The following is a 26,132-nucleotide window of genomic DNA, read 5'->3' as shown; positions in this document are numbered from 1 at the left end:
TCCGAGCCTTTGAGCCCGTTTCCCGAGATCGTGTCGCTGATGTCGACCGACCTGCCGCTTAGCGGAGAAACAGTCAAGACTTTCGACCCATATCTGCCCCATGAAAAAATCCGGCCCTCATGGAGGACCGGATTGAAGGCTTTGAGCCTGTGACCTGAAACTTAGTGGTGGCCAGAGTCGGGATCGAACCGACGACCTTCCGCTTTTCAGGCGGACGCTCGTACCAACTGAGCTACCTGGCCGGACGGCACTCGAACCGAATGCCACACCTACTGCTGTCTTGCGGCCTCCGGCGAACCGGAGACGGTAAAGCGACCCTGACGGGACTCGAACCCGCGACCTCCGCCGTGACAGGGCGGCGCGCTAACCAACTGCGCCACAGGGCCATGCTTTGTGCTCAGCCATACGTCACTATGGCCATGCGTACCCCCTACGGGATTCGAACCCGCGCTACCGCCTTGAAAGGGCGGCGTCCTAGGCCGCTAGACGAAGGGGGCCGGTAATCTCCGTTGGGAGCTGAATCAGAATATGACACCGATGCGGCAAATCCCAAATCAGCACGTCAACCTCGGTTTTCTGCCATTTCGACACCTCACTCGGACGTAGCTGCTGCACCGTGTGGTGCTCCGCGCACCGGGTTGATCCGGTGCGGCAGGCACCAAAGGGTGCGCGAGCCCTAGCCCCTCCGACAATGGCACTGCCCCGTTTTCATCTACGTGCACCTCATCTGTAAACTTCGTGACGCCCTGAAACCGACGGTTCCGGGGCACGCCCCTTTAGCTCAGTTGGTAGAGCTACGGACTTTTAATCCGCAGGTCCTCGGTTCGAGCCCGAGAGGGGGCACCACCATCAACTTGAGGCGAGACCGCCCCGTCCGGGGCCGTCGCTTTCGGCGGCGGCGCTGGGGTTGCCGCGAGATGAATACCGCTCCACATCGCGGTAACCGGTTCGGCGTTCGCCCAGTACGCACCTCGATCAGCGATTCGTAAACTTGTGCCCGCGGTCGGCTTCGGGAAATATCCTGGTCATGTCGTTTTCGCGTTCACGCTCCATCGTCTTGACGATGCTGGCGGCCGTCGCCCTCGTTCTTCCGGTCAGCGGGGTTGCCACGGCCGATACAGCGCCGCAGAGCTTCACTCCTGCCCAGCTGATTGGCCCGTACCCGTCGGACCTCCCGGCAGGCGGCACGTATCTGCCGGTCCTGGATGGCTTCACCGAATTGCGCGACAAGAACCCCGCCCTGATGGCGCAGAACCTGCAGACCGTCGTGCGTATCAACAATGAGGCGACCCCTGAGGCACAACAGGACGCGATCGAGATCAACTATGACGACCGCCTGGTCTCGCTCGCCGCAGCGCTCGGTGAGAAGCTGGGCCCCGTCTTCCTGAAGCTATTGGACGACGGCAAGCTGCCGAAGGTTGCCGCGCTGGCCGAGGGTGACCTGGCTCGCGCCGGTCTGCCGTCGGGAACGACCTTGCCCGAGAAGCAGTTCTTCAACAATCCGCGACCTTTCGTCGCGGCACCGGCCAGTATCAAGCGGTATGACGAGCCCGGCGGCCACCTCTACTCCGAGCTCGAAGGCAACGGCTCGTACCCGTCGGGTCACGCGAACATGGGGTACTGGAAGGGGGCGCTCCTGGCGTCCTGGCTGCCGGAACTCGGCCCTCAGATCATCGCCCGCGCCGGCGAGATCGGACTCGGACGCGTCGTTCTCGGCGTCCACTACCCGCTCGACGTGATGGGCGGAAGGCTCATGGCTATGGACCTCACCGCGGCCCGCCTCTCCGATCCCGGCTTCGACCGGCTGATCGACGAGGCAGGCACCCAACTTCGTGAACAACTCGAGAAGGCCACCGGGCTGCCGCTGGCCCAGTACATCGCCACCGACACGCCGTACCTGACCACCGAGCAGGCCGTGGCGGAGCACCAGACACTGATGACGTACGGGCTCCCGCAGGTGAACCCCGGGCGGCAGAACCGGATCCCGGCCGAGGCCGCCGCGCTCTTGCGGACCAAGTTCCCGCACCTGTCCGATCAGCAACGCCTGGGAATCCTCGAGCAGACGGCCATCCCGGCCGGCTACCCGCTCGACCAGTCCGGCCCCGACGGCGGCTGGTTGCGGATCGACCTCGCGGCGGCGTACGCGGCGACGCCGTAACACTCGCTCTGAACTGTTGTTCGCCCTCCCGCTGGGGCAGGTGGGGCTAATGTGGTTCAGATCACATTTTCCAGAGCGCGACACGTTCGGTGCAGGGCCTCATCCGCTGCTGACCCGGCGGTGCCCACACTCCCCTGGACACAGCTCGCCGGCGCGTGCCCGAATCGAGTCGAGCGCCCACTTCCTCTGAGCCGCGCCCGCGTGGATCAGCAACTGCGCGGCAAGACCATCGGTCAACGCCACCAACGCGTAGGCGGCTTCATCGACGTCGAGACTCGGATCGACCTCACCGCATTCCTTGCCGTTGGTCAGACCCGTGGCGACCCGCTCCTGCAATTGTTCATTCGCCGTACGCAAATGCCCGCGGAGCTTGGCGTCTTCCAGAGCCAGTCCGGCGAACGCGTGCGCGACGTACACCTCATCCCGTTTACGCGCACCGATCGGTAGCAACTGGCCCAAGCCGTCGAAAAGCATCTCCTCGACGCGGGCCCCACGCCTGTCAGCCCGCGCGATCTCGGCATCGATCCTGGTGAGCACGTCAGCGCGCACCGACGCGAATGTGTCGATGAGGAGGTCTTCTTTCGATCCGTAGTAGTGCTGGACCAAACCCACGGACACACCGGCCGCTTCGGCTGCACGAGCGACCGTCACCCGCCCGATCCCCGAACTGGTGGCGACGGCGCGCACGCCCCCCAGAATCTGCGTCCGCCGTTCGTCGTGATTCGCCGTGCGTGCCATACCCCGACTCTAGGCCCCCTTGCCATTCAAAACAATATGGCTATGTTGAAATAGCAATATAGTTGTATTGGAATGGAGGCAAGCCCGTGAGAAGAATCCGACACCTGGTCCTCGGATGCCTGGTGCCCCTCGGCGTCATCGCGCTGACGGCAACTGCCGGACCTTCGGCAGCCACACCCAGCCCGGTGAGTCCAGACACGAATGCCAATCTTTCTGCGTACCTTTCCGAAGTCGCCGTCGACCAGAACATTCCGGGGATGGCGGCCGCCGTCGTCACCCCAGAGGCCACCGGATTCGAGTGGCTGTCCGGCGATGATGGCAACGGCGCGCCCATCGGCCCTGACACCCAATTTCTGATCGGATCGGTGGCGAAGGCCATGACAGCGGCGTTGATCGTGCAGCGCGTCGACAGGGGCGAGCTGACCCTGTCCGAGCCGATCAGCAACCATCTGCCCTGGCTCGCAGACGCCTCGCCGACGGTCGAGCAGTTGCTCACCCACACCAGCGGCTACTCAACCGCTGACGGACTCGCAGTCGCCGAACGCTTCGACAACACCGATGGCGCGGTCCGACACGCGGCAGAGGACCTCGAACACTCCGGCACCCGTGGGCAATACGAGTACAGCGACGCCAACTACCTGATCCTCGGCGCATTGATCGAAGAACTCGACGACCGGCCCTTCGGCGAGGTCCTCAGGTCAGATCTCCTGGAACCGTTGGGCATGAACCACACCGCGACGACGTCCGACACCGCAACGGCCCTCTCTGCAGGACATAGGTATTGGTGGGGATCACCACGCAGCTACTCACCCGGATTCGATGACTCGGGGACGCCGTACGGTTACGTCTCCTCGACGCTTGACGACATGGTCCGCTACGCACGGGCACAGAACGGTGGCGCCCCGGATGTCCGGAGCCCGGACGCACTACGACAGCTCCATGACCCCCGCGTCGACGCTGGTGACGACGAGTACGGCTACGGCTGGCGAATCACACCGTCGGATCTCGGACCGTTGGTTCACCACACCGGAGCCACGCCAGGCTATTTCGCCCATGTGATGCTCGGCCCGGACGGTCAGGCCGTGGTTGTCCTGGCCAACGCCTACAGCGAAGCCAAGGCCCCTGCACTCGCCTCGGTCGCCGAAAACTTGCTACTGCTACTCGACGGACAATCGCCGACGGCGACAAGCGGCGACCCGCTGCTGACGGCGCTTCCCTGGGTGGTCTCAGCAGTCGCGGCACTCGGTCTCGCGATAGCCATTGCGTCCTGGTGGCGTCCGGCGCGACGTGGACTGCGCTGGACGATGGCTGCCGCCGCCGTTGTGATCATCAGCGCACTCTGGTTGCTGCCCAGCCTCTTTGGCACCAACCTCCAGGTGATGCGGATCTGGATGCCCGACGCCGCGATCATGCTGATCCTGTCCCTCATCACATGGTTTCTGGCCGCGGCGCTGCTCATTCTTCCGGCTCGATTCTCGATCGTGCGATCCCGGAGGCACTCTCGCCCAGCGCCAGCCACAGGGCAGCAATGTCTTCAATCAACTGCTCACGACTGACCGGCAGGTCTCCATTAACCCATGACAGGATCGTTTGGGCAGTTCCACCGATGACGAACGCCGGACCGGTTGCGGCAAGCGAATCCCGCTCGAGCGCAACGTCATGAATCTTCCTCGCATGATCGACCAGCACAGTTGTCAGCCCTGAGATCGCCGCCCTCCGCTTGTCATCCTGACTGGTCGCCGTCGATACACCACCCAGCAGCACCAACGCTTTGCGCCGATCCTCACCGAGTACGTCGACCACCGCGGCGACCACAGTGCGCGCCTGTTCGTCCAGCGGAGACTCTGCGGTCGCGATGAAGCCACCGATGGCGGCAACGACCACTTCACCGGCGACCATGTCGATCACCGCGTCGGCGAGTTGGTCGAGATCTTCGAAACTCTCGTAGAAGTAACGCTTGTTCAATCGCGCCTCGGTGCACACGCTCGCAACAGTCGCTGAACGCCAGCGACTCTGCGCCATCTCGGAGAGGGCAGCGTCCAGCAAGCTCGCACGTCTCTTCTCGACGCGAGCCGCCGCACTTGTGCCCGCATAGTTGCGCTCACCGCCACCAATCACGCTCGCAAGTTTCGCATTTACCGGTCGAAACACGTCTTGACGGGCCCATCCAATCTGGTACGTTTCGTCCCACAGTGTCAATTGGCACTGATTCGTACCAGATTCGGAGGTTTCCCGATGTCTGCACCAACGCAGCAGGTCGACTCACCTATAGCGGCCGAGCGAGAAGCTTCGGCAGTCACCGCGATGCTCGTCGAACTGCGCGGGTTGGCTCAGACCCGCCCCACAGTCGCACGGGCCGCGACCTGGCAGTACATCAAGGAACTCGGTGATCGAAACGATCTGCCTGCGTTGAGGATCCTCTTCGGCGAAGGCACGGCACCAGACGGTCCCGACGGCAAACTCGAGGGCCTCATCGTCGGGAACCTCTTCGGGATCCCGGAGGCATACCTGGCCAATCCGCTGATGCGCATCAATCCGACCTGGCAAGGGAAGACATTCGATCTCCGGGCCGGTACAGGCTTCAACCGTCTCGCGTCCATCGCTCGCCTGGCGATGCCGATCGTCGCTGTCGGGTACCGGGGATTGCGTCGGGGCGACGGCGAAGTGGAAGGTTTCGACTTCGACCATTCGATCGAGGAGGGCCGCATCGAGCCCAGGGTGATGGTCCGCGCGCTCGACTACGGGGTTCCCGCATACAAGAATCCCAGTGTTCGAACCTTTCCCATCAAGCGAACCCGCGACGAGATCGTCGAGATCGTGCCCGGGGTCTACCTCGGCCGAGCGCTACTCACCATGCGGTCAGGAGAGGTTCGCCTCATCGCGCACTTTGCCTTGCTCCAGCCCATCGGTAGCCCGCTGTGATCGACCTCGACGGTGCCCGAGTGGGTGTGACGGGCGGGGCACGCGGCATCGGTAAGGCAACTGCCGCGGCGATGGCAGCACGCGGCGCGATCGTCACCATCGGAGACGTCGACCTCGACGTCGCCACGGCGACCGCCGGTGAGATCGGTGCACGCTCGCACCATCTCGATGTGACCGACACGTCGAGCTTCCGAGAGTTCGTGGTGGCCAACGCCGACGGCGGCGATATCGACGTATCGGTGAACAACGCCGGGATCCAGCTCATGGGGCGGTTCGTCGAGAACGGTCTGGACGCGCTGCACCGTGAACTGGCCATCAATCTTGGTGCCGTGGTCACCGGAACCCGGCTTGTGCTGCCTCACATGATTTCTCGTGGGCGTGGGCATATCGTCAACGTGTCGTCCATGGCCGGCAAGGTGTCGACTCCGGGGATGGCCACCTACTGCGCCTCCAAGTTCGGGGTCGTTGCGTTGTCACGAGCGATCCGCGCCGAGCTGATCGGGACCGGGGTCACCCTGACCACGGTGATGCCTGCCGCCACCCGCACCGACCTGACGTCCGGTGTCACATTGAGACTCCAGCCGACCCTGGAACCCGAGGACGTCGCACGGGCCATCGTCGCCAGCACCCGCCACGGTCGTCCAGAGGTCACGGTGCCACGCTGGCTGGCCCCCATGGGTCTCGTCGAGCAGGGAGTTCCCGAGAACCTCCTGCTCGGCGCCAAACGTCTGGTCGGGGGACGAGAACCCGGCGCTTTCGACCCCGGCCAACGCAAGGCCTACCTCGACAGGACGACGACACCATGAAGACTGCAGACCTGCTCTCGCGAGCCTCGGTCGCTCACGCAGTTCAGCGCACCGGTGCGCGGGTGACGTCGATGTATCCGGCCGCGGCACAACCGCTGGCGACGCCTCCCGCCGGCAGCGGCCTCAAGCCGGTGATGGGCAGCTACGGCATGCCCGGTCTGGGACACGCGCTGGAGAGTATCGCCGAACCACTCGAGTTCGGACGCAATCGGTATCGACGATTCGGGCCGGTGTTCTGGACCGGTGCAGTCGGGTTTCGGGTCGTCACGGTGGTCAGCCCCGACGCGCTGCACGAAGTGTGGCTCGACAGGGAAAAGGTCTTCTCGAGCGAAGCCGGCTGGAAGCCTGTCATCGGTCCCTTCTTCCACCGCGGACTCATGCTGCTCGACTTCGACGAACACCTCCTTCATCGTCGAATCATGCAGCAGGCGTTCACCCGTGCACGACTCATCGGCTATCTCGACATGACGCGACCCCTTGTGAACAACACCCTGGCAACGTGGGCACCGGGAGATCGAATCCTGATCTACGACCAGGTCAAGCGCCTGCTGCTCGCAATGGCGAGTCAGGTGTTTGTCGGAGAACCCGCGGACGGGGCCACCGCCCGATTTCTCACGCGCGCTTTCGACGACGCGGTGGGCGGCGCACAAGTCATTGTGCGGCAGCCCTTTCCGGCCGGACGCTGGTCCCGCGGCCTCAGAGGACGACGCGAACTGCAACGTTACTTCCGTGGTGCGATCACCGAGCGGCGCGCAGGAACCGGCGATGACCTCTTCACCGTGCTGTGCCACTCCGAGACGGAGGAGGGACACACGTTCAGCGATGATGACATCACCAATCACATGATCTTCCTGCTCATGGCAGCGCACGACACCAGCACCATCGCCCTGTCGATGTTGTTGTACCACCTCGGCAAAGACCCTGAGCTGCAGCAGAACCTACGCAACCAAGCGCGCCGCCTCCCCCAAGAACCGTCCATCGAGGAACTCAACTCTGCACATCTTCTCGACTGCGCATTCAAGGAGTCGCTCAGGATGTATGCACCCGCAGGCACGCTGTTCCGGCAGGCCACCGCAGACACCAGTATTGCCGGCCACTTCATCCCGCGCGGCACCGAGATCGCGCTGAGCGTCCACACGTCGATGCGAATAGACACCTGGTGGGACCGACCGGATGTGTTCGACCCCGGCCGATTCGACGATCCGGCCACCCTCAAGAAGCTCGAGAGGTACGCCTGGTCACCGTTCGGCGCCGGTGCGCACAAATGCATCGGATTGCACTTCGCCGGACTCACGGTGAAGGCGATTCTGCACAGGATGCTCCTCGACTTCGCCTGGACTGTCCCGGAGTCGTACACCCCACTGATGACGTGGGGAACCGGCCCGACACCCGCAGACGGATTGCCCATGCGACTGACGCGAAACTGACGCGCAGCGCACCACGATGAATCCGACTATGCCATGGTCGCTTCCACGGTCTCCCGATCGCGTACAGGATCTGTGCCGAGCTCGTAGGTCGGCAAGGTGTTCGCCACGGCTGTCCCGCCGGCCACCCTCGCCTTGGCCGCAGTGAACTCCGGTGCAGTACCCATGGCCGTCTGCAAGGCGTTGAGTGAGGTCCAGACTGCGCTGCGACGGGCGGTGCGCTCGATGACATTCGGCGGCTTGTACATCACCAGTTGCGCAGCCCAACCTGGCATGGTGTCGCGGACCGCCCAGTCGACCGCACCCTGGAACGGGTCGGTGACGTTGATGCCGGTGGCCACCGCGTTTCCGTGAGTCAGGCCGAGCTTGGGAAGGTACGACTTGAGGCAGTCGAGCGTCTCGGCCTTGGTGGTCGGCAGATCAGTACCGCCCAGCGCATGCCCGACGCGTACGAACTCGCCGTAGTACTGGTCCAACTCGTCGCCTCGCAGCGGGCGCGGATGGTAGATCTCGTGGGCGGTGGCGATGCCCCATACGACAGTGGCGTAGTTCCACCGCAACCATTCGGGATCGTCGGCATCGTAGGAGAGTCCATCGGGGCGAATCCCCTTGATGGTGTGATGCATCGCCCGCACGGTGCGTGCCAGTCGCTCCGCGGTCTCCGTCGACCCGTAGGCGGTTCCGATGAAGAACGCCACCGAGTGGCCCAACCGCACCGCGATCCCGGCCGGATCGAGTCGGCCGGTCGCCTCACCGTCGCCGCCTTTCTCCACGAGGCGCGAGTGGTGCATCCCCATCCAGAAAATGCTGGGATCGAGACGCTCGAGGTAGGACGCGCACTGCAGCCCGAAGATCAGCACCGACGTGTGGGAGTGCACGTGCCAGACTGCGCTGCCGGGCCCGAACCAGCCCGGGTCGCCCTCAGGGCCCGCGAAGTCCATTCCGCGGAAGTAGTTCTTACGGATGTTGTCGTCGAAGCGTTGATTGAGCCAGTGACCGGCTAGTTGATGGGGCAAGACCGGCAACATGAGATCAATCCTCCGAGGTGGTTTGGCTACGTCTGTGACCAGAATAGGTTCTGGAGACGGCCGTGACCAGACCTTGACCGAAGAAACCCCGAACGATCTATGGTGTGGTGATGTCCTCCCCCACCCGATGGGCCGGCGTCCCGTTGCACGACCGCCGCACAGAACGTCGTGCGCTACTCGTCGACGCAGCGTTCGCGCTCTTCGGATCCGGCGGCGAGGCAGCGTTGTCCGTTCGGTCGGTGTGCCGAGAGTGCGAGCTCAACACCCGTTACTTCTACGAGAGCTTCACCGATACGGGCGAACTCCTGGGAGCCGTCTACGACCGGGTTGCGCTCGATCTCGCGACAGATGTCGAGCGGGCGATCACCGCAGCCGGCCCTTCTGTTCGCGCGCGCACCCACGCCGGCATCAAGGCCGTACTGGGGTTCAGCTCCACCGACCCGAGACGAGGACGCGTCCTGTTCACCGACGCCCGCGCCAACCCCGTGCTGGCCGAGCGTCGTGCGCTCACCCAGGACCTGCTGCGCGATGTCGTCTTGACCGAGAGCGGACACATCAAACCGGCGTCCGATCCGGTCGCGGCCCGGGTCGGCGCCTCGATGTACACCGGGGCGATGGCCGAGCTCGCGCAGGAATGGCTGAACGGCAACCTCGGAGACGACCTCGACGCCGTCGTTGCCCATGCACTACGGCTGGTCTTACCCCGACCTTGACTGAATTCTTGATGTCAGAGGGCTTCGGTACGCTGTGATCGTCAGATCCGCGCCGAGCGTTCGGGTGTCGAAAGATGTTGCACATCAGTGGAATTGATCGAAAATACACCTTGCGCACATACGTTCGACGGGTTACATTGGACTTAGTCGGCCCCACTGATGACGAATCTGGATACATGCCCCCTTCCCGGGAAGATGCCGCCGACTGATCCTTGACGGTTTCTCATGGGAGGTGTTGTGCAATGAACGTTCTCGATTCGGTCGACGCTCTGATTGAGCTGAAGGTGCCTGATGATTCGGCGGGTGTACTGCGGCTGGTGAAGGATCTGATCACGTTGCGTAATGCGACGGAGCATCAGTTGTCGGTGTGCGCTGCGGTGATGGAAAGGCTGGGTGTCGCGCGGGAGGCGGGCTCGACCACGTCAAAGTTGTTGCAAGCCAATGGTGCTGCGCCGTCTGCGGCTGCCCGCTGGGTACGGGTGGGCACCGGCCTGGTGAACCTCGATCGCACAGCCGGATATTTTCGAGATGGATTCCTCTCGACCGAGCACGTCGACGCGATCGTCAAGGGACTTCATCATATCGATGGACGCTCCGAGGTGGGAGTAACGACGGAGGAACGATCTGGGTACGAGAGCACTCTCCTGTCTCACGTTATCTCCGGCGCACCACCGGCAGAAGTCGAGAAGACCGCTCGCGGACTGGGCAATCAGATCGCAGACGACACCGGCGGCCCCCCGCCGGCAGAAGATCCTTCGCTCAACAGTTTTGACTTCGAGGTCAATGAAGGTCGCCTGGTCGGCCGGTTCGATGTGGACGCGCAGATCGCCGAGAAGGTGCACTCGGCACTGAGCTTCTGGAGTAAACCTCGGCCCCAGCCTGATGGTTCTAAGGATCCGCGGAGCAAGACACAGATCCGGGCGGACGCGTTTCACCAGTTGCTCGATTGCGGTGGGGGCGGCGGGGATGGGTTCATTTCGGCGCCGCGGACCGAGGTCAATGTATCGGTGCCGGCCGACCATCCGAACCGGGCGTCGCTCGAGTGGATGGGTCCGATCACCGAAGCCACCGCCGCCATGCTGGCGTGTGACTCGACCATCAGCTCGATCACCCTGGACGGCCAGGAGGTGCCGATCGACTTGAGCCCGCCGAAACGCCTGTTCACAGGACTTGTCCGTAAAGCCATCATCATTCGCGACACGTGCTGCATCAAGTGCGGGGCACCCGCCGGTTGGTCAGACTGCCACCACATCATCTACTGGTCGAACGGCGGTACCACCACGGTCGGAAATGGATGCTTGTTGTGCCGAACCTGCCATCGCGCAATCCATTACACCGAGTGGGAGATCGAGATGGGTAGCGATGGCCATCCGTGGTTGATTCCGCCGGCTGATGTAGATCCGCTGCGAAGACCCTTGCCTGCCTACAACCGCCGGACCATGACACTCGCGGCCTGACCCCTACCCCTCGACCCCATAGTCTTTTTTCAATTCCTGCCGCACCCGACCAACGTCGGGACCGCGCATGCTTCTTTGACAACTCCATAGTGTAAAACCGCATGGTGCTGCCGCCCAGATGGGCTGGGCGGCAGCACCACCGCCGCGGCGCTGCTCCGCGAGTCAGACCAGATCGTAGACGACGTTGGCGTTCGGGAAGGACGACGCCATGTTGGCGTCAACAATGTAGTGGCCGACGTTGTTGTTGTAGACCCCGGTGTTGATCAAGTTGGTGTTGCTGCCATGTTCTCGATCGAGTATCGGCGGTCGGCCCGAACAACCCGACGTGATAGTTCACGTTGACCGTCAGTGAGGTCTGACCCGGCGCGACCGCGACGACGGTCTCCGACGCACCCGGTGCGAGTTCGTGCTTGGGGGCCTGGACCCACTGGCCACCGTTGGGGCCCGAGTCTCCGAGGTATTCGGTCTTGTCGGTGTGGTTGGTGATCGTCATGGCGATCGAAGGCTCGGGAGGATTGGTCACCGGCACCGTTCCGGCGTGAGCCGCACCCGCGCCGGCAACCCGGGTGCGAAGGCGAGTCTGGGAGAGGGTGAGCTGCGAGGCGTTCATTATCGTTCCTTGTCTCGAGTGGTTGTTCACCTCATGTTGCGGCGATGAGACAACAATGCGTCCGGAATTGATGGACGAGTACCCGCTGATCAGGGGTTCTGTCGGATGACACGCCCTTGTCCCCCGATAGATGGACACGAACACGACAAGGGGCAGACATCGGACGTTGTGCGGGTCTACCGTTGACGCACCGATGAGTTCAGGGAGATATCAGGGTCAATCCTGATATCGCTGCCCTCCGAACAGGGCAATGATGAGAGACGTCCACTCGACCACTGCCCGGGGAGCACGACATGGACCGTTACATCGCATTCATCATTCGCAGGCGCTGGTCTGTCATCGGGGCCTGGGTGGTGGTCCTCATCGCGGCCATCGCGGCGGCGACAATGTGGGCGGGCCCCACCACGACAACCTTCACCAACGACCTCCGGACAGAGTCGGGCAAGGCCGGCCAGCTACTCGAAAACGCCGGGCAAGGCGACGAGGCGACGGCCGGACAAATCGTCATCGCAGCGGTCCCGGCGGTACCCGGCGGCGTCCGCAATCCGGAGGTCACGCAGGCCGTGAACAGCTTGGTCAACGAGATCAGGGGTTCCTCGCCCGACGTCACCGTCGGCGATCCCTATGCGCCCGGCGCGCAGATCTCGCAGGACGGCCGGATATCGGTGACCACCCTCGACCTCGGCACCGGCACAGACTCCGAGGTGCAAGATCGCGTCGACAGCATCAAGACGATCGCTGACAAGACCGAGATACCCGGCGTCGGAGTCGAGTTCAGCGATCCCCGCTTCGACGAGCAACCGCCGAGCGGGGCTGCCGAGGGCGTGGGAGTGCTACTCGCGCTCATCATTCTGCTCGTCGCTTTCGGATCGGTCGTGGCAGCCGGTCTCCCGATCCTGTCGGCGCTGTTCGGGGTCGGGGTCGGGGCGTCGATATTGTTCATCGTCCAGAACTTCATGAACATTCCGAACTTTGCGATCTCGGTGACGTTGATCCTCGGCATCGGCGTGGGGATCGACTACGCGTTGCTGATCGTCACCCGCTTCCGGTCAGGTCTGCACGAGGGGCTCGACCCCGAACGGGCTGTGACAGTCGCGATGCAACGTGCCGGCCGTTCAGTGCTGTTCGCCGGATGCACCGTCATCATCGCGATGTGCGGCATCCTCATCTCCGGCGGAGAACTCGGTCCCGCGCTCACCTTTGCCGCGATCATCGGCATTCTCGGCACGCTGGTCGCCTCGATGTCGCTGCTCCCGGCCCTGCTCTCGGTCATCGGCACCCGAGTGAACCGACTGTCTCTGCACTGGCTGCGCAAACGCCGCGGCAAGGATCCCGATCGCGCGCTGGAGGGGGTCTGGGCGCAGAAGTGGAGTCAGAAGATCCAGCAGCGGCCCTGGGTCGGGGTGATCGGCGCCGTGCTGGTCCTGGTGATCCTCTCGATACCGGCATTCCAGATGCGGTTGGGCTTCTCCGATGCCGGCAACCGGTCGACGGAAGCGACCACACGAGTCGCGTACGACTACGTCACCGAAGGATTTGGGATCGGGGCGAACGGCCCTCTGATCGTCGTGGCGAAATACCCGGAGGGCAGTGACCCCGCCGCGACGCTCAACACTCTCTCCGAACGTATAGCCGCCGATCCCGACGTCATCGACAGCGGCGTCACCCCGGTCGTTCCGGTCGGCGTCACCGATGGGTCGGAGATCGCGGTGATGACGGTGATCCCGAAGGGCGGACCACAGGACGAGGCGACGACCGATCTCGTCAATCGGCTGCGATCGGAGATCATCCCCGACTCGCTCGGACCGAATTCGGATGTGTCGGTGCAGATCACAGGTATCACCGCTGGTTCCATCGACTACGCGGAGGTCACCCTGGATCTGCTCCCGTGGTCGATCGCGGCCGTGCTCGCGGCAGCATTCCTGCTCCTGGTCCTGGCATTCCGGTCGATCGTCGTCCCGGTCAAGGCCGTGATCGTCAACGTGCTCTCCCTCGGTGCCGCGTACGGCGTCATCGTGGCGATCTTCCAGTGGGGCTGGGGTGCATCGATATTCGGTGTCGGACGGGCGGGCCCGATCGACAGCTGGGTACCGATGATGCTGTTCGTCACGGCCATCGGGCTGGCGATGGACTACGAGGTGTTCCTGGTGTCCCGGATCAAAGAGCGGTACGAGAAGACCGGCGATGCAACCACGTCGGTGGCGGAGGGTCTGGCCAGCACGGCGCGGGTCATCACCTGCGCGGCCCTCATCATGATCTGCGTCTTCCTCTCGCTGGCCTTCCTGCCCGACCGCAGCCTGAAGATCCTCGGCGTCGGGCTGGCGGTCGCGGTGCTGATCGACGCCAGCATCGTGCGCCTGCTGCTGGTCCCGTCGACGATGGAGATCCTGGGCAAGGCGAACTGGTGGTTCCCGAGCTGGCTCGAATGGATTCCGCGCGTGGACGGAATGCACAACGACTCCGACGACACCGACCCCACCTCTGTCGACACCACCCCTTCCGGCAAGACTTCCGAGAGTGGCAAGCTGGTGAGGTGAAGTCCGTATCGCCACTGACCGCACCCGTCACCGCAGCGGAGTCGCTACGCCGCATCGCGCTGCTGCTCGAACGCTCCCGCGCAGGCACCTACCGAGTGGAAGCCTTTCGCAAGGCGCTCAAGGTGGTCGACAAGCTCTCCGACGACGATCTGGCGGCCCGCGTCGACGGAGGCCGGCTCACCGAGCTGACCGGGATCGGGAAGTCGACGGCAGCGGTCATCACCCAAGCAGTACACGGCGAGCTACCCGAGTACCTGGAGTCGCTGCAGGACAAAGAGATCGGCGCTCTCGCCGCCGGTGGCGAAGAGCTGTACACCGCCACCGTCGGCGATCTGCACACCCACTCGGACTGGAGCGACGGCGGCTCACCCATCATCGAGATGGTCCGCACCGCCATCGACCTCGGCCAGGACTGGATGGCGCTGACCGACCACTCCCCCAGATTGACCGTCGCCAACGGCCTGTCGGCCAAGCGGCTCACCGAACAGCTCGGGGTTGTGGACAAGCTCAACCGCGCCCTCGGTGAGCAGTTCCGGTTGTTGCGGGGTATCGAGGTGGACATCCTCGACGACGGCTCGCTGGATCAGACCGACGAGATGCTCGATCAGCTCGAAATAGTCACGGCATCAGTACATTCCAAGCTCAAGATGGATGCCGGGCCGATGACCCGGCGCATGGTCGCGGCCGCGCTCGATCCCCGCGTGAATGTCCTGGGGCATTGCACCGGCCGACTCGTCACCGGCGGCCGCGGCCAGCGGGCGCAGTCGAAGTTCGACGCTCGGGCGGTCTTCGAGGCCTGCGCCGAATCAGGTACGGCCGTCGAGATCAATTCGCGGCCCGAACGGGTCGACCCACCCGATGAACTCATCGAACTGGCCCGCGACCTCGGCTGCCTGTTTGCCATCGACTCCGATGCCCATGCGCCTGGCCAACTCGACTTCAAAGAACTGGGCTGCGAACGCGCCACCCGCCTCGGCATCGAGGCCGATCGCATCGTGACCACCTGGCCCGTCGAGCGGGTCCTGGAGTGGGCGAACAGTCGCCGACAATAGGATTATTCATTCGGCGTGCACAGTGCATTACGCGCGACGTTGGGCAATTTCTGATCTTCTGTGTCATGATCTACCGGGCCGCACAACTTGCGGTGCGACTCAATTCGAGCACTCGGAGGCATTTACATGGACGCTTTGTTCCCCGCACTCACCCAGTTCTTGGATTCGTTCTACATCTTCGGTGGAGACCTGTTCAGCATCACGCTCAATCTCAACATCGGATAAGACCAGGCAGTTATGCCCGATCTCTAACCTCCTGCCCAGCAGGAGGTTAGAGATCACCTATCGGAGGTCGACGGCAATCTCCGTGCCGAGGGCATACCCCGGCGCCAACGGGAGCGTATCGCCGCTCCAGAACTTTCCTGGGTCGAACCAATTCGCATGTTTCTCGGTCGCGAGCAAGCCCATGTGCTCATAGGTCATTGCCACCACCTCGGCGCAATAAGCGGTTTCCAGTCCAGCATTTTGCTTTTTCTGATTCATCTTCTCGACAGTCTTACGAACCTTTTTGTCGAGCACAGGAATTCCTCGGGTGACGTCATTTACCGTCGGAACTCGACCCCGGAACCAGCGGCCCGCCAGCCGGGCAGTGGTAGGAAATGCAGTGCCGTCCATCTTTGCGATGACTTTCAGCAGCAAATCCTCCTGCTCGCGCTGGGCGTACGGCGTGAGCTGACGTAGCCAGCAACGCTGCCCGTACTTCTCCATCCACTGCAGCGCAGCCTCCCGCGCGTCGTTCAACTGCACCCCGCGGTGATTGGTGCCAGTCCACATGTCGGTGAGCTTGTTCCCGAGTTCGGCATGCCACATCAGCGGCGGCAGATCGTCGATCGCGACGGTCATCGCGACGTGGTTGACCGGGCTGTTGGTGAGGGTCTGAATCGCTCGATCCGGCCCTGACCGTCCGCGAAACAGCCAGATGTCTCCTGTTCTCGCTTGTTCCAGCGCCTGGTCGAGCGAGATGGGAGGGGGCCTGTGGGGATGCACCCCCAAAGACTAAACGGGTCGGCGTGACTTACGCAGCACCGCACATCGGCGATAGTCTCACCGGTGTGGGCAATGCGTGGAAGTGGATCGGACTGGCCGGGGTCGTCGGGGTTGCGGCGAGCGGCGTGCTCGTCGCGCGCGATCAGCGGCAGCGAAATGCATACTCGGCCGACGACATTCGCGACCGACTTCGCAAACGATACGAAGAGATCGACTCCCCCGACAACTGATCCGATGTCCGGCCCGGTCAGGCGAAGCGAGCAGCCAACGCCTTCAACGTGCCGCTGATACCGTCACCGTTCTTCTTGTCGAAGCCCATCACGGTGATCATCTGCGGAACCTTGGCCGTGGAGTAGTCGAACGTCTCGACCACGGTGGTTGTGGTCGGCGAGGTCTCCTGGAGCTCCCAGCGCCACTTGTGCCCGAGCGGGTGCTGCCATTCGACGACCCTGTTGTCCTCGAAAGCCGTCACCGTCGAGGTGATCTTGTACGGAACGCCGAACTGCTTCATCCCGACGCTGAACTTCGCGCCGGAGCTGAGGCGGTCCGGTCCCTTGACGGGGGTGTCGCGGACAGTGCCCGACCCGTCGAGTTCGGGATGTCGGTGTGGATTCGCCACCAACGCAAAGATCTCGGCGGCCGGCGCGTTCACCACAACCTGGCGCGAAACCTTCTTCGGTCCGGAATCAACTGTTGTCACGGGTGCATCTGCCATGTGTGCCAACGTACGCGAATTCGTTCACAACGGGTATGACGTGCCCGTTTCCTTCTCCGCTGCGGGCCAGAGGCGACCGGCGAGTTCGTAGTTGCACGCCAACGCCGACCGCCCGTAGAGCACCGGCACTCCCCGGAGCGCACGCAGCCCGTCGACGCTGACGTAGGACCCCGGCGGGATCGGTTCGGTGAGGCAATAGAGCGTGGGGGCGGCACCGGCGTCGATGTCGTTGGCCAACGTGTTGGCCGCGGCCTGCACCACCTTGTGGACCACGCCCGGCTTGGGTTTGTTCGAGATGTTCGACGCCGCCCACCCGGGGTCGGACAGCATGGCGGTGACCGGCGACCCGCCCACCCGCAGCCGCCGATCGAGTTCGAGACCCCACAGCATCACCGCGAGCAACGACTGAGCGTACGAGCGCGAGATACGCCACTTCACCTGCCGGAGATGAAGGTCCTCGGGGTCGATGGTCGCGTTCCGGTGGGCGTTCGATCCCACCAGGACAACCTGCTCCCGCACCCGTGGCAACAGTAGGTTTGTCAGGGCGAAGGGACCTAGGAAGTTGGTGCCGATCGCGGTCTCGAATCCGTCTACCGTCGACGTGCGATGTTGCGGGACCATTCCGGCGTTGTTGATCAGGATGTCGACCTCACCGCCGAGTTTGTCGATGAACCTGCGCACCGACGACAGATCAGCGAGGTCCACCTGGGCCACCTCGGTGGTCCCGCCCATCTCGGCGGCTCGCTCGGTACCCAGCTGCGCATTGCGAACTGCCAGGACGACGTTCGCGCCTGCCCTCGCCAACGCTCTGGCGGTCGCGAACCCGATCCCGTTCGTGGCCCCGGTGACCACGATGCGCTTGCCCCGAACGATGCCCAACCGGCTGGGCGACCACGACGACGGTTCCATGCGACCGAGGGTATCGACCGATACCTGCGAGCAAATCCAGATCTGCGGGACCGCTGCTTTTCCTTGTCACCGAGACAAGAATGAGAGCGTCCCGCAACCGATTCGAGGAGTCTCCATGCAACCCACCGGCATTGTCGCCAATCTCTCCGTCCCCGACATCCCGGAGGCCCGCGAGTTCTACACAGACTTCCTGGGGCTCGGTGTCGAGGCGTTCAATCTCGGCTGGGTCGCGCACTTCCAATCGCCGGACGGACGCGCAGCGGTCCAGGTGGTGACGCGGGACGCCACTTCCCCGGTCCACTCGGTGATGTCGGTGCACGTCGGCGACGGTGTGGACGCAGCCTACGAAGACGCCGTTCGCCGCGGGTTCGAGATCGTCCATCCGCTGACCACCGAGGAATGGGGGGTGCGCCGATTCCTGGTCCGGGCGCCCGACGGGAACGTCGTCAACATCGTCAGTCACAAGGACGACTGACGACCACTCACCGACGCCACCCGAGCAGGTGACCGGGTCGTACGGCATTGTGAAGTACATGAGCGGCATCACCACCACCGGCGCAGACCAGGACAACCCCGAGGAGCTACGCGCCTCGATCGTCCGACGCCTCGACGAGTTCGACCACACCACGGCACCACTCGACGGAGCCCGCGGCGCCGCGGTGGTGATCGCCGTGACGAGCCGCAACGGCGAGTACGGCATCTGGCTCACCAAGCGACCGTCGAAGATGCGCGAGCACCCCGGCCAGTTCGCGTTGCCCGGCGGTCGCATCGAACCCGGCGAGGACTACGCGACCGCCGCGCTGCGCGAACTCCACGAGGAACTCGGCGTCGAGGTGGACCGGGCCGACGTCCTGGGGCGGCTCGACGACTACGTCACCAGGTCGGGGTACGTCATCACCCCGATCGTCTGCTGGGCCGGACCCGACAGGGAGACCACCCCCAATCCGGGCGAGGTCGCGCAACTCTTCTTCATCCCGATGGCCGACCTACAGGTCACTCCGCGGTTCATCGACATCCCCGAATCCGAGCGCCCGGTCATTCAGATGCCGCTGGTGGGATCGCTGATCCACGCCCCGACCGGCGCAGTGATGTACCAGTTCGCCGAAGTGGTCCTCGGCGGCCGTGCCACCCGCGTCGGCGAGTTCGAACAACCGGTGTTCGCATGGCGCTGAACGTTTCCAGCAACCTCCGACCGGGTAGCTGAGCACTGTGACCTCCTCCCTGAGCCCGATCACCCGCACTTTGCCCGCGCCGTGCGGGCCCTTGTCGTCGGCGGTGACCGACGCGCTGGCCGGAACACCCACGACGTCGTGGGAACTACCCAACGTCAGCCAGAGCGCCTGGGACACCCAGGCGTACGGCAAGGATCTGCAGCTTGCGCTCTACATCTGCTACGAACTGCACTATCGCGGCTTCACCGACGTCGACGACGAGTGGGAGTGGAACCTGGACATCCTCCGGTTCCGAGCGCAACTCGAGCAGGTCTTCCTCGGTGCCCTGCGCGCCGATATCGAGGCCGGAGACGACGCCACCGCGGAGATCGAAGCGTTGTCGATCGAACCGGGTGAAGGCGACGGGCCGTCATTTCACCTGCGCGACGAAGGCACCTGGGAACAGATGCGGGAAACCTTCGTCCACCGCTCCATCTACCACTTGAAAGAGGCCGACCCGCACGCGTTCGCCATCCCCCGACTGACCGGGCAGGCGAAGGCCTCGTTCGTGGCGGTCGAGTTCGACGAGTTCGGGGGCGGAAAAGGCGAGAACCTGCACCAACAACTCTTCGCCGACCTCCTCACCGCCGCCGGCCTCGACGCCGGCTACCTCGCCTACATCGACCACGTTCCCGGTGAATCTCTGGCATTGGTCAACCTGATGTCGATGATCGGTCTGCACCGCTCCCTCCGTGGCGCGACGATCGGGCACTTCGCGGCCACCGAGATAACATCGTCGCCCGGGTCGCGGCGGCTGATGGACGCACTCGAACGGATGGGCGCGCCGGAGGCCTGCGTGCGGTTCTACCGCGAGCATGTCGAAGCCGACGCCGTGCACGAACAACTCATGCGCCACGAGGTCGTCGGTGACCTACTGGCGCGCGAACCGGAACTGGAGTCGGACGTGGTCTTCGGGATCCGGGCATTCGGATACCTCGAGGACAAGCTGGCAGACCTGCTGATGGCAGCGTGGCGCGAAGGTCGCAGTTCGCTGCTCATCCCGGTCGACTGAAGCAGTCCGCCTCGACGTGCTCGACGTGCTCAGTCCCGTTGCGGGAGAGCCTTCTTGCGACGGTGACTGGTGTCGCAGAGCGGATAGTTCTTGCTGCGCTTACACGCACATAGGGCAACCGTGAAGCGGTCCGAATCGACAATGCTGCCGTCGGGCATCTCGATGCTAACCGGACCCTCGACCATGATCGGACCGCCCGCCACCACCCGGATGTGAGTGGTAGGGCGGCCCTGTGTCGGACGGTCCGCTTCGGTCATCTACGAACGCCGCCCGCACTTGTCGCCGGAGCCTTGTCGGCCCTGATCACGACCAGTTCCTCTTCCCGGCGACCAGGTTCCAACCGACCGAGCACCTCGAGCCAACGGGCGTTCGCGTTCAACACGGGTCCAAACGGGATCTTCTGACGTGCAACCACTTCGGCGCGAAGGCCGCCGGCGCGTAAGCCGATCAGGGAACGGTCGACGTCGGAGAACTCCGACTGCACCAAGAGCATCGTCCCACCGGGGGCGAGCAGATCCGGCGCGGAGACACACAGCGGGTCGAGCAGCGACCGTCCGTCCCGGCCGCCATGCCAGGTCCGGGTCAGTCCGACCCCGGCGTCGGACAGGGTGTCGGCGGGTACGTAGGGCGGATTCGACACGACCACATCGTAGGGACCCGCGCCCAGCGCCTCATGGAGCGACCCTTTGTGGGCTTCGACGACCACTCCGGCGGCTGCGGCGTTGGCGCGGGTGGCCAGCACAGCCCTCGGCGCGATGTCGTAGGCACTGACGCGGGCAGCTCCGAGAACGGCCGCCCCGACCGCCAGAACGCCACTACCGGTACACAGATCCAGAACGCGCCGGCCGGCCACCAGGTCGCACTCGGCCAGCGCAGTCAGTAGCAACAACGAATCCTCTTGCGGCGCATACACTCCAGCCGGCACTCGAATCGACTGATAGATCTCGAGTGCTTCGTCGACCGGATCGGTTGTGTCGGTGTCGAGAATTGCCGGGACTGGCTGGGCTGCGACCATCTTCTTCGCTCCTCGCGATTGAGCTGCTGTGCGACACCGACGCGACTTCTTGGCGGCGGGTCCGAACACCTAATGCCCCCCGAACAGGTGGCGTAAACCACTCCCATCAGATCACGTTCTGGTTTCGCGGTGCCCTGGTCCGGGTATGCGCCCGGAGAAATCCCCTTCGAGCAGCCCATCTTCGGGCCGAGGAGAGCCATGAGAGCTGCCGAACTGGCCGGTCTCCCGATCAGAGCCGGGGCCGCGATCCGGGGCGCCCGCCTCTTCCATCCGAATGGCGTGCTGGCCACCGGAACCCTGACGCGCACCGCATCTGACAGCGTCGGCCTGCCGGTCGAGACCGGTCCCGTGATCGCCCGGGTATCCAAGGGTGTCGGTGCCCCCGGCGCCTTACCCGACGTCATCGGACTCGCGATTCGGATGGAGCCGCACGAAGGCGATGAAACCCCCTGGGACCTACTGCTGGCCAGTGCACTAGGCGGGACCGGCTGGCGTAAGACGATTCCGTTCCCGGCGCGTTCGGTGGACACCGCGGTCCTGAGCACGCTGCAACCGCTCGACCACCGCGACGCGTCCTGGTGGTTGCGGGCTCGGCTCGTGCCGGAGCGGGCGGACAAGTGCATCGCGACGGATCAGATCGCACGCCGCATCGATGATCGCGGCCTTGTCTTCGAACTCGAACAGACGCAAGGACACACCCCTTTCTTCCCGCTGGCCCGCGTCGAACTCACCGCCACCGCCAACGAATCGGACTATCCGGACATCGGTTTCGACCCCACCGTGCACACCACCCGCACTGTCCGACCGGGACCGAGCTGGCTCTCGTCGATTCGCGAAGTCGCCTATCGACGCAGCAGACAGGGCCGCGACGCCGAGAGCTGACCGGAACACCAGCTCGGCGATTGTGCTCGACCGGTAGGGGTTTGTACGATCTCGAACGAGTCGGTCTCGGCCATCGTCGGTCGAGTCGGGAGGGACGCGGCAACAGATGACGACCGGCAGCGACAAGGTCACCGAACAGTCCGGACCACAGTCCGCGATCGACCGGTATTTCAAGATCACTCAACGCAATTCGACGCTCGCCCGCGAGGTGCGCGGCGGCCTCGTCACGTTCTTCACGATGGCCTACATCGTGGTCCTGAACCCGATCATCATCGGCGGCGTGCCCGGTAACGCCAAGAACGCCGACGTCCTCGCAGATGTACTGCCACTGGCACAGGTCGCCGCGGTCACCGCACTGGTCGCCGGCATCATGTCGATCGTCTTCGGGCTCGTCGCCAACTATCCGTTCGCCATCGCTGCAGGCCTGGGCATCAACAGCCTGCTGGCAGTGTCCATCGCACCACAGGTCACGTGGCCTGAGGCAATGGGATTGGTCGTCGTCGACGGCATCATCATCGTGTTGCTCGCAGTCACCGGTTTCCGTACGGCGGTGTTCCGGGCGATACCCGGCGAACTCAAGGCGGCCATCGCGGCCGGCATCGGCGCATTCATCGCGTTCATCGGCTTCGTCGACGCAGGTTTCGTCAAACGGATCCCCGACGTCGCAGGCACGAACGTGCCGGTGAGCCTGGGCATCAACAACTCCATCGCGACCTGGCCGACCCTGATCTTCGTGTTCGGGGTGCTGCTGATGGGCATCCTCGTGGTGCGCAAGGTCCGCGGTGGCCTGCTGATCGGCATCGTCGTGACCACCGTGGTCGCGATGATCGTGCAGGCTTTCGCCGACCTCGGCCCATCCGTCGACGACAGCAAGGGCTGGAGCCTCAACATCCCGGATGTCCCATCCTCGGTCGGCGACCTGCCGGACCTGAGCCTGGTCGGGGACGTCGACCTGTTCGGGGCGTTCACCAGAATCGGTGTCCTGTCGGCGTCGGTACTGGTGTTCGCCCTGGTGCTGTCCAATTTCTTCGACGCCATGGGCACGATGACCGGCCTCGGCAAAGAGGCCGAGCTGGCCGACAAGGACGGCAATCTGCCGAACATCGGCAAGGCGCTGGTCGTCGAGGGCACCGGTGCCATCGCCGGCGGCGTCGGATCGGCATCGTCGAACACGGTGTTCGTCGAATCCGCATCGGGTATCGCAGAGGGTGCCCGCACCGGGCTCGCCAATGTGGTCACCGGCGTGCTGTTCCTGATCGCGATGTTCTTCACCCCGCTGTATTCGGTGGTGCCCCTCGAAGCAGCCGCACCTGCCCTCGTGGTCGTCGGAGCGATGATGATCTCGCAGGTACGTGACATCGACCTCACCCGTTTCGACTACGCGCTCCCCTGCTTCCTGACGATTGTCGTCATGCCGTTCACCTACTCGATCGCGAACGGCATCGGCGTCGGCTTCATCACCTGGGTCGTCCTGGCCACCGCGCGCGGCAAGATCCGGACGATTCATCCGCTGCTCTGGGTGGTGGCCGGGTTGTTCGTGCTGTACTTCGCGAAAGAGCCGATCGAGACCCTCATCGGCTGACGCTCCTCCGGCACCTTCCGGAAATGGGTCGTCGTGGCGAACATCAGCCGAGGTCGGCGCCGGCACAACAACCCATCATCGGCGTGCCGGGGAGCGATTCGAATTAGTTTGCAAGTCGCAACTAAACTGGTGGTGTGCAGCTGCCGTTGATGTTCTCGTCCCTCGGGGTGAGGAACTATCGGCTCTGGGCCGGCGGCCAAGTGGTGTCGCTGACGGGCACCTGGATGCAACGCATCGCCCAGGACTGGCTGGTCCTCGAGTTGTCCGGCGGCAGCGGTGTGGCGGTCGGGATCGTGATGGCTCTGCAATTCGGGCCCACCGCGATACTCTCGCTTCCCGCAGGCGCTCTCGCCGATCGATTCGACAAACGCAAGCTGCTGATCGGCACCCAGGTCGCGATGGCCATGTGCGCGTTGCTCCTCGGCGTCATCGACGTCAGTGGTGCGGCAAACCTGCCGCTGGTCTACGCACTTTCGTTCGCCCTCGGGTGCATCTCGGCGGTCGACGCCCCGGTCCGGCAGTCGTTCACCATCGAGATGGTAGGGGTCGAGCAGTTACCCAACGCGGTGGCGTTGAACTCGCTGACGTTCAACCTCGCCCGGATCGTCGGCCCTGCGCTGGCCGGACTCCTGATCACCCTCATCGACACCGGCCCTGTCTTCCTCATCAACGCCGGGAGCTCGATCGCGGTCATCCTCGCGCTGCTGGCAATGCGCAGCAGCGAGCTGATGCGCAGCGCCAAATCCATTCGCGATCGATCGATCCGCAGCGGCATCCGGTACGTCCGGCGTCATCGCCATCTAGTGGTGGTGCTCGCGACGGTGTTCATGGTCGCGACGTTCGGCCTGAACTTCCCGCTCTCGCTCGCGCTGCTCACGGCCAACACCTTCGAGGGTTCGGCCGGCGGTTACGGACTGTTGTCGACGATGCTCGCCATCGGCACCCTGGGCGGAGCCGTGGTGGCCGCACGGCGCACCAGACCGGCACGTGTCCGCCAGTTTCTGGTGGGGGCTTTCGCGTTCGGGATTGCCGAGGTCATCGTCGGATTCATGCCCACGTTCTGGCTGGTGGCCGTGATGCTCATCCCGGTCGGGATCGCCAACATCATGTTCAGCACAGCAGCGATGAACATCATGCAACTCTCGGTCGAATCGGACATGCGCGGCCGGGTCATGGGTATCTACATGTTGTGCTTCCTGGGTGGCACACCGATCGGGAGTCCCCTGCTCGGGTGGCTCGCGGAGGTCACCGACCCGCGGGCTCCGCTGATCATCGGCGGGATTGTCAGCGCCATCTCGGCCGCGTTCTGCGCGATCCTGCTGCTGCGCTCGACACACCAACGTCCCGGCCTCGATCACGGAAAGCTCGTCCTGACCACGACCGGTGACTGATCAGCTGTCAGCGGACACGTTTTTGCCACATCGCCGTCGCAATCAATGCCATCCTGAACTGGTGATCGACATCGACCGTCCCAAGCTCGAAGGCAGCGTTGCCGTGGCGAAGGCAGGCGCATCGGGTTCGCCGAGTTCGGATCCGCGACCGGACGCGCCGTCTTCTGGCTCCACGGCACCCCCCGGTGCCCGCCGCCAGATCCCACTCGAAGCCCGCACCTATGCCGAGCGGAACGAGATCCGGCTCATCGGACTCGATCGTCCGGGTGTGGGTTCGTCCACGTCGTACAGCTATCCCAACGTGTTGTCGTTCGCCGACGACCTCGCGACCGTCGCAGACACCCTCGGCATCGACCGCTTTGCGGTGATCGGGCTGTCCGGCGGCGGCCCGTACGCCCTGGGGGTCGCTCATGCGATGCCCGAGCGGGTCGTGGTCACCGGCATCCTCGGCGGAGTGGCTCCGACCGAGGGACCCGACGCGATCGACGGCGGCGAGATGGTGCTGGGCAAGTTTCTCGCGCCGATGTTGCCGGTCATCGGGGCCCCGATCGGACGAGTCCTGAGTTCGTTCGTCCGGGTGGCGCGGCCGATCGCCGAACCGGCCATCGCCATCTACGGCCGCCTCTCCCCCGCTGCGGACAGAGAACTGCTGCAACGGCCGGAGTTCAAGGCGATGTTCCTCGATGACCTGCTCAACGGTGGCCGCAAACAGTTGGAAGCGCCGTTCGCCGATGTTGTTGTCTTCGCCAGGGATTGGGGTTTCTCGGTTGGCGACATCACCGGACCGGTCCGTTGGTGGCATGGCGACCACGACCACATCATCCCGCACACTCACGGCGAACACATGGTGCACCTGCTCCCCGACGCCAAGCTCTTTACCATGACCGGCGAGAGCCATCTCGGCGGGCTCGGAATGGCGGTGGACATCATCACCGAACTCATGGGTGTCTGGGATCAGGAGCAGCCGCTCATCCCGCGTTGAC

25 protein-coding genes, 4 tRNA genes and 1 pseudogene are annotated in these 26,132 nt (G+C 64.2%); 18 read left to right on the top strand and 12 right to left on the bottom strand.

The features are described from left to right. Nucleotides 1–165: 165 nt before the first annotated feature. From BFL43_RS18195 to BFL43_RS18185, 3 genes are all read right to left on the bottom strand, one after another. Nucleotides 166–242 (bottom strand) — tRNA-Phe (locus BFL43_RS18195). A gap of 70 nt (nucleotides 243–312) precedes the next feature. Beyond that, a tRNA-Asp gene (locus tag BFL43_RS18190) sits at nucleotides 313–386 on the bottom strand. A 38-nt stretch (nucleotides 387–424) separates the two neighbouring features. Continuing rightward, nucleotides 425–497 (bottom strand) — tRNA-Glu (locus BFL43_RS18185). A 273-nt stretch (nucleotides 498–770) separates the two neighbouring features. Between BFL43_RS18185 and BFL43_RS18180 the strand changes: the two genes are divergently transcribed. Both BFL43_RS18180 and BFL43_RS18175 read left to right on the top strand, forming a co-directional pair. Next, a tRNA-Lys gene (locus tag BFL43_RS18180) sits at nucleotides 771–846 on the top strand. 181 nt (nucleotides 847–1,027) lie between these two features. Continuing rightward, nucleotides 1,028–2,158, top strand: coding sequence for a phosphatase PAP2 family protein (locus tag BFL43_RS18175; RefSeq protein WP_206186703.1), 1,131 nt, complete (start codon nucleotides 1,028–1,030; stop codon nucleotides 2,156–2,158). 99 nt (nucleotides 2,159–2,257) lie between these two features. On the opposite strand, the gene BFL43_RS18170 is transcribed toward BFL43_RS18175, so the two are convergent. Then, nucleotides 2,258–2,896, bottom strand: a complete 639-nt coding sequence (locus BFL43_RS18170; protein WP_084893891.1) for a TetR/AcrR family transcriptional regulator — start codon at nucleotides 2,894–2,896, stop codon at nucleotides 2,258–2,260. An 86-nt stretch (nucleotides 2,897–2,982) separates the two neighbouring features. Between BFL43_RS18170 and BFL43_RS18165 the strand changes: the two genes are divergently transcribed. After that, nucleotides 2,983–4,452, top strand: a complete 1,470-nt coding sequence (locus BFL43_RS18165; RefSeq protein ID WP_143695391.1) for a serine hydrolase domain-containing protein — start codon at nucleotides 2,983–2,985, stop codon at nucleotides 4,450–4,452. Here BFL43_RS18165 and BFL43_RS18160 read toward each other — a convergent pair. Then, a complete protein-coding gene (locus BFL43_RS18160) occupies nucleotides 4,352–5,014 on the bottom strand; it encodes a TetR/AcrR family transcriptional regulator (RefSeq protein WP_346425979.1) in 663 nt (220 codons plus the stop codon). The genes BFL43_RS18165 and BFL43_RS18160 overlap by 101 nt on opposite strands. 117 nt (nucleotides 5,015–5,131) lie before the next feature. On the opposite strand from BFL43_RS18160, the gene BFL43_RS18155 reads away from it, so the two are divergent. From BFL43_RS18155 to BFL43_RS18145, 3 genes are read left to right on the top strand one after another with little or no spacing between them, the layout of a single operon-like run. Then, nucleotides 5,132–5,818 carry a hypothetical protein gene (locus BFL43_RS18155; protein ID WP_084893987.1) on the top strand — a complete coding sequence of 229 codons (687 nt, stop codon included), beginning with the start codon at nucleotides 5,132–5,134 and terminating at the stop codon, nucleotides 5,816–5,818. Continuing rightward, complete coding sequence (locus BFL43_RS18150; RefSeq protein WP_084893889.1) at nucleotides 5,815–6,624, top strand: SDR family NAD(P)-dependent oxidoreductase; 810 nt, start codon at nucleotides 5,815–5,817, stop codon at nucleotides 6,622–6,624. The genes BFL43_RS18155 and BFL43_RS18150 overlap by 4 nt, the downstream gene beginning before the upstream one ends. Further along, nucleotides 6,621–8,051, top strand: coding sequence for a cytochrome P450 (locus BFL43_RS18145; RefSeq protein WP_084893888.1), 1,431 nt, complete (start codon nucleotides 6,621–6,623; stop codon nucleotides 8,049–8,051). The genes BFL43_RS18150 and BFL43_RS18145 overlap by 4 nt, the downstream gene beginning before the upstream one ends. Nucleotides 8,052–8,077: 26 nt before the next feature. Here the strand turns inward: BFL43_RS18145 and BFL43_RS18140 are convergent, their stop codons facing one another. Further along, nucleotides 8,078–9,076 carry an oxygenase MpaB family protein gene (locus BFL43_RS18140; RefSeq protein ID WP_084893887.1) on the bottom strand — a complete coding sequence of 333 codons (999 nt, stop codon included), beginning with the start codon at nucleotides 9,074–9,076 and terminating at the stop codon, nucleotides 8,078–8,080. 110 nt (nucleotides 9,077–9,186) lie between these two features. On the opposite strand from BFL43_RS18140, the gene BFL43_RS18135 reads away from it, so the two are divergent. Both BFL43_RS18135 and BFL43_RS18130 read left to right on the top strand, forming a co-directional pair. Further along, on the top strand, nucleotides 9,187–9,789 hold the full coding sequence (locus BFL43_RS18135; RefSeq protein WP_084893986.1) for a TetR family transcriptional regulator: 603 nt from the start codon (nucleotides 9,187–9,189) through the stop codon (nucleotides 9,787–9,789). 242 nt (nucleotides 9,790–10,031) lie between these two features. Next, nucleotides 10,032–11,246 carry an HNH endonuclease signature motif containing protein gene (locus tag BFL43_RS18130; protein WP_084893886.1) on the top strand — a complete coding sequence of 405 codons (1,215 nt, stop codon included), beginning with the start codon at nucleotides 10,032–10,034 and terminating at the stop codon, nucleotides 11,244–11,246. A 217-nt stretch (nucleotides 11,247–11,463) separates the two neighbouring features. Here the strand turns inward: BFL43_RS18130 and BFL43_RS18125 are convergent, their stop codons facing one another. Next, nucleotides 11,464–11,856, bottom strand: coding sequence for a hypothetical protein (locus BFL43_RS18125; RefSeq protein ID WP_240498338.1), 393 nt, complete (start codon nucleotides 11,854–11,856; stop codon nucleotides 11,464–11,466). Nucleotides 11,857–12,149: 293 nt separating this feature from the next. Between BFL43_RS18125 and BFL43_RS18120 the strand changes: the two genes are divergently transcribed. Further along, nucleotides 12,150–14,393, top strand: a complete 2,244-nt coding sequence (locus tag BFL43_RS18120; protein ID WP_084893885.1) for an MMPL family transporter — start codon at nucleotides 12,150–12,152, stop codon at nucleotides 14,391–14,393. Next, nucleotides 14,390–15,445, top strand: a complete 1,056-nt coding sequence (locus tag BFL43_RS18115; RefSeq protein ID WP_084893884.1) for a PHP domain-containing protein — start codon at nucleotides 14,390–14,392, stop codon at nucleotides 15,443–15,445. Before BFL43_RS18120 ends, BFL43_RS18115 begins: the two co-directional genes overlap by 4 nt. A gap of 282 nt (nucleotides 15,446–15,727) precedes the next feature. On the opposite strand, the gene BFL43_RS18110 is transcribed toward BFL43_RS18115, so the two are convergent. Further along, nucleotides 15,728–16,408 (bottom strand): guanylate cyclase, encoded by a 681-nt coding sequence (locus BFL43_RS18110; RefSeq protein WP_084893985.1) that lies wholly within the window; start codon nucleotides 16,406–16,408, stop codon nucleotides 15,728–15,730. A 47-nt stretch (nucleotides 16,409–16,455) separates the two neighbouring features. Between BFL43_RS18110 and BFL43_RS18105 the strand changes: the two genes are divergently transcribed. Beyond that, complete coding sequence (locus BFL43_RS18105) at nucleotides 16,456–16,662, top strand: hypothetical protein (protein ID WP_084893883.1); 207 nt, start codon at nucleotides 16,456–16,458, stop codon at nucleotides 16,660–16,662. 17 nt (nucleotides 16,663–16,679) lie between these two features. Here the strand turns inward: BFL43_RS18105 and BFL43_RS18100 are convergent, their stop codons facing one another. Together BFL43_RS18100 and BFL43_RS18095 are read right to left on the bottom strand one after the other, a co-directional pair. Continuing rightward, nucleotides 16,680–17,147 (bottom strand): SRPBCC family protein, encoded by a 468-nt coding sequence (locus tag BFL43_RS18100; RefSeq protein WP_084893882.1) that lies wholly within the window; start codon nucleotides 17,145–17,147, stop codon nucleotides 16,680–16,682. A 24-nt stretch (nucleotides 17,148–17,171) separates the two neighbouring features. Continuing rightward, nucleotides 17,172–18,056 (bottom strand): SDR family NAD(P)-dependent oxidoreductase, encoded by an 885-nt coding sequence (locus tag BFL43_RS18095; RefSeq protein WP_084893881.1) that lies wholly within the window; start codon nucleotides 18,054–18,056, stop codon nucleotides 17,172–17,174. A 115-nt stretch (nucleotides 18,057–18,171) separates the two neighbouring features. Between BFL43_RS18095 and BFL43_RS18090 the strand changes: the two genes are divergently transcribed. From BFL43_RS18090 to BFL43_RS18080, 3 genes are read left to right on the top strand one after another with little or no spacing between them, the layout of a single operon-like run. Then, nucleotides 18,172–18,531 (top strand): VOC family protein, encoded by a 360-nt coding sequence (locus BFL43_RS18090; protein WP_084893880.1) that lies wholly within the window; start codon nucleotides 18,172–18,174, stop codon nucleotides 18,529–18,531. 58 nt (nucleotides 18,532–18,589) lie between these two features. After that, the gene (locus BFL43_RS18085; RefSeq protein ID WP_084893984.1) at nucleotides 18,590–19,228 is read left to right on the top strand and encodes a CoA pyrophosphatase; all 639 of its coding nucleotides are present in this window, start codon (nucleotides 18,590–18,592) and stop codon (nucleotides 19,226–19,228) included. A gap of 37 nt (nucleotides 19,229–19,265) precedes the next feature. After that, the gene (locus tag BFL43_RS18080; protein ID WP_084893879.1) at nucleotides 19,266–20,279 is read left to right on the top strand and encodes an iron-containing redox enzyme family protein; all 1,014 of its coding nucleotides are present in this window, start codon (nucleotides 19,266–19,268) and stop codon (nucleotides 20,277–20,279) included. A gap of 29 nt (nucleotides 20,280–20,308) precedes the next feature. Here BFL43_RS18080 and BFL43_RS18075 read toward each other — a convergent pair whose 3' ends face one another. Together BFL43_RS18075 and BFL43_RS18070 are read right to left on the bottom strand one after the other, a co-directional pair. After that, on the bottom strand, nucleotides 20,309–20,536 hold the full coding sequence (locus BFL43_RS18075) for a CDGSH iron-sulfur domain-containing protein (protein WP_084893878.1): 228 nt from the start codon (nucleotides 20,534–20,536) through the stop codon (nucleotides 20,309–20,311). Continuing rightward, nucleotides 20,533–21,294 (bottom strand): HemK2/MTQ2 family protein methyltransferase, encoded by a 762-nt coding sequence (locus BFL43_RS18070; RefSeq protein WP_084893877.1) that lies wholly within the window; start codon nucleotides 21,292–21,294, stop codon nucleotides 20,533–20,535. The genes BFL43_RS18075 and BFL43_RS18070 overlap by 4 nt, the downstream gene beginning before the upstream one ends. A gap of 198 nt (nucleotides 21,295–21,492) precedes the next feature. Here BFL43_RS18070 and BFL43_RS18065 point away from each other — a divergent pair, with 198 nt between their 5' ends. The 4 genes and pseudogenes from BFL43_RS18065 (at nucleotide 21,493) to BFL43_RS18050 (ending at nucleotide 26,131) form a co-directional block, all read left to right on the top strand. After that, nucleotides 21,493–22,176 (top strand): hypothetical protein, encoded by a 684-nt coding sequence (locus BFL43_RS18065; protein WP_084893876.1) that lies wholly within the window; start codon nucleotides 21,493–21,495, stop codon nucleotides 22,174–22,176. A gap of 106 nt (nucleotides 22,177–22,282) precedes the next feature. Further along, a complete protein-coding gene (locus tag BFL43_RS18060) occupies nucleotides 22,283–23,758 on the top strand; it encodes an NCS2 family permease (protein WP_084893875.1) in 1,476 nt (491 codons plus the stop codon). 149 nt (nucleotides 23,759–23,907) lie between these two features. After that, a complete protein-coding gene (locus tag BFL43_RS18055) occupies nucleotides 23,908–25,149 on the top strand; it encodes an MFS transporter (protein WP_084893983.1) in 1,242 nt (413 codons plus the stop codon). 58 nt (nucleotides 25,150–25,207) lie between these two features. Further along, nucleotides 25,208–26,131 (top strand): annotated as a pseudogene (locus BFL43_RS18050) (alpha/beta hydrolase). The last annotated feature ends 1 nt before the right edge of the window (nucleotide 26,132 follow it).

Origin of the sequence: Williamsia sp. 1135 (genome assembly GCF_002095395.1) — a bacterium.
Classification (GTDB): domain Bacteria; phylum Actinomycetota; class Actinomycetes; order Mycobacteriales; family Mycobacteriaceae; genus Williamsia.
The sequence above is the reverse complement of the archived record's forward strand: the minus strand, read 5'-3'. Positions and strand labels throughout refer to the sequence as shown.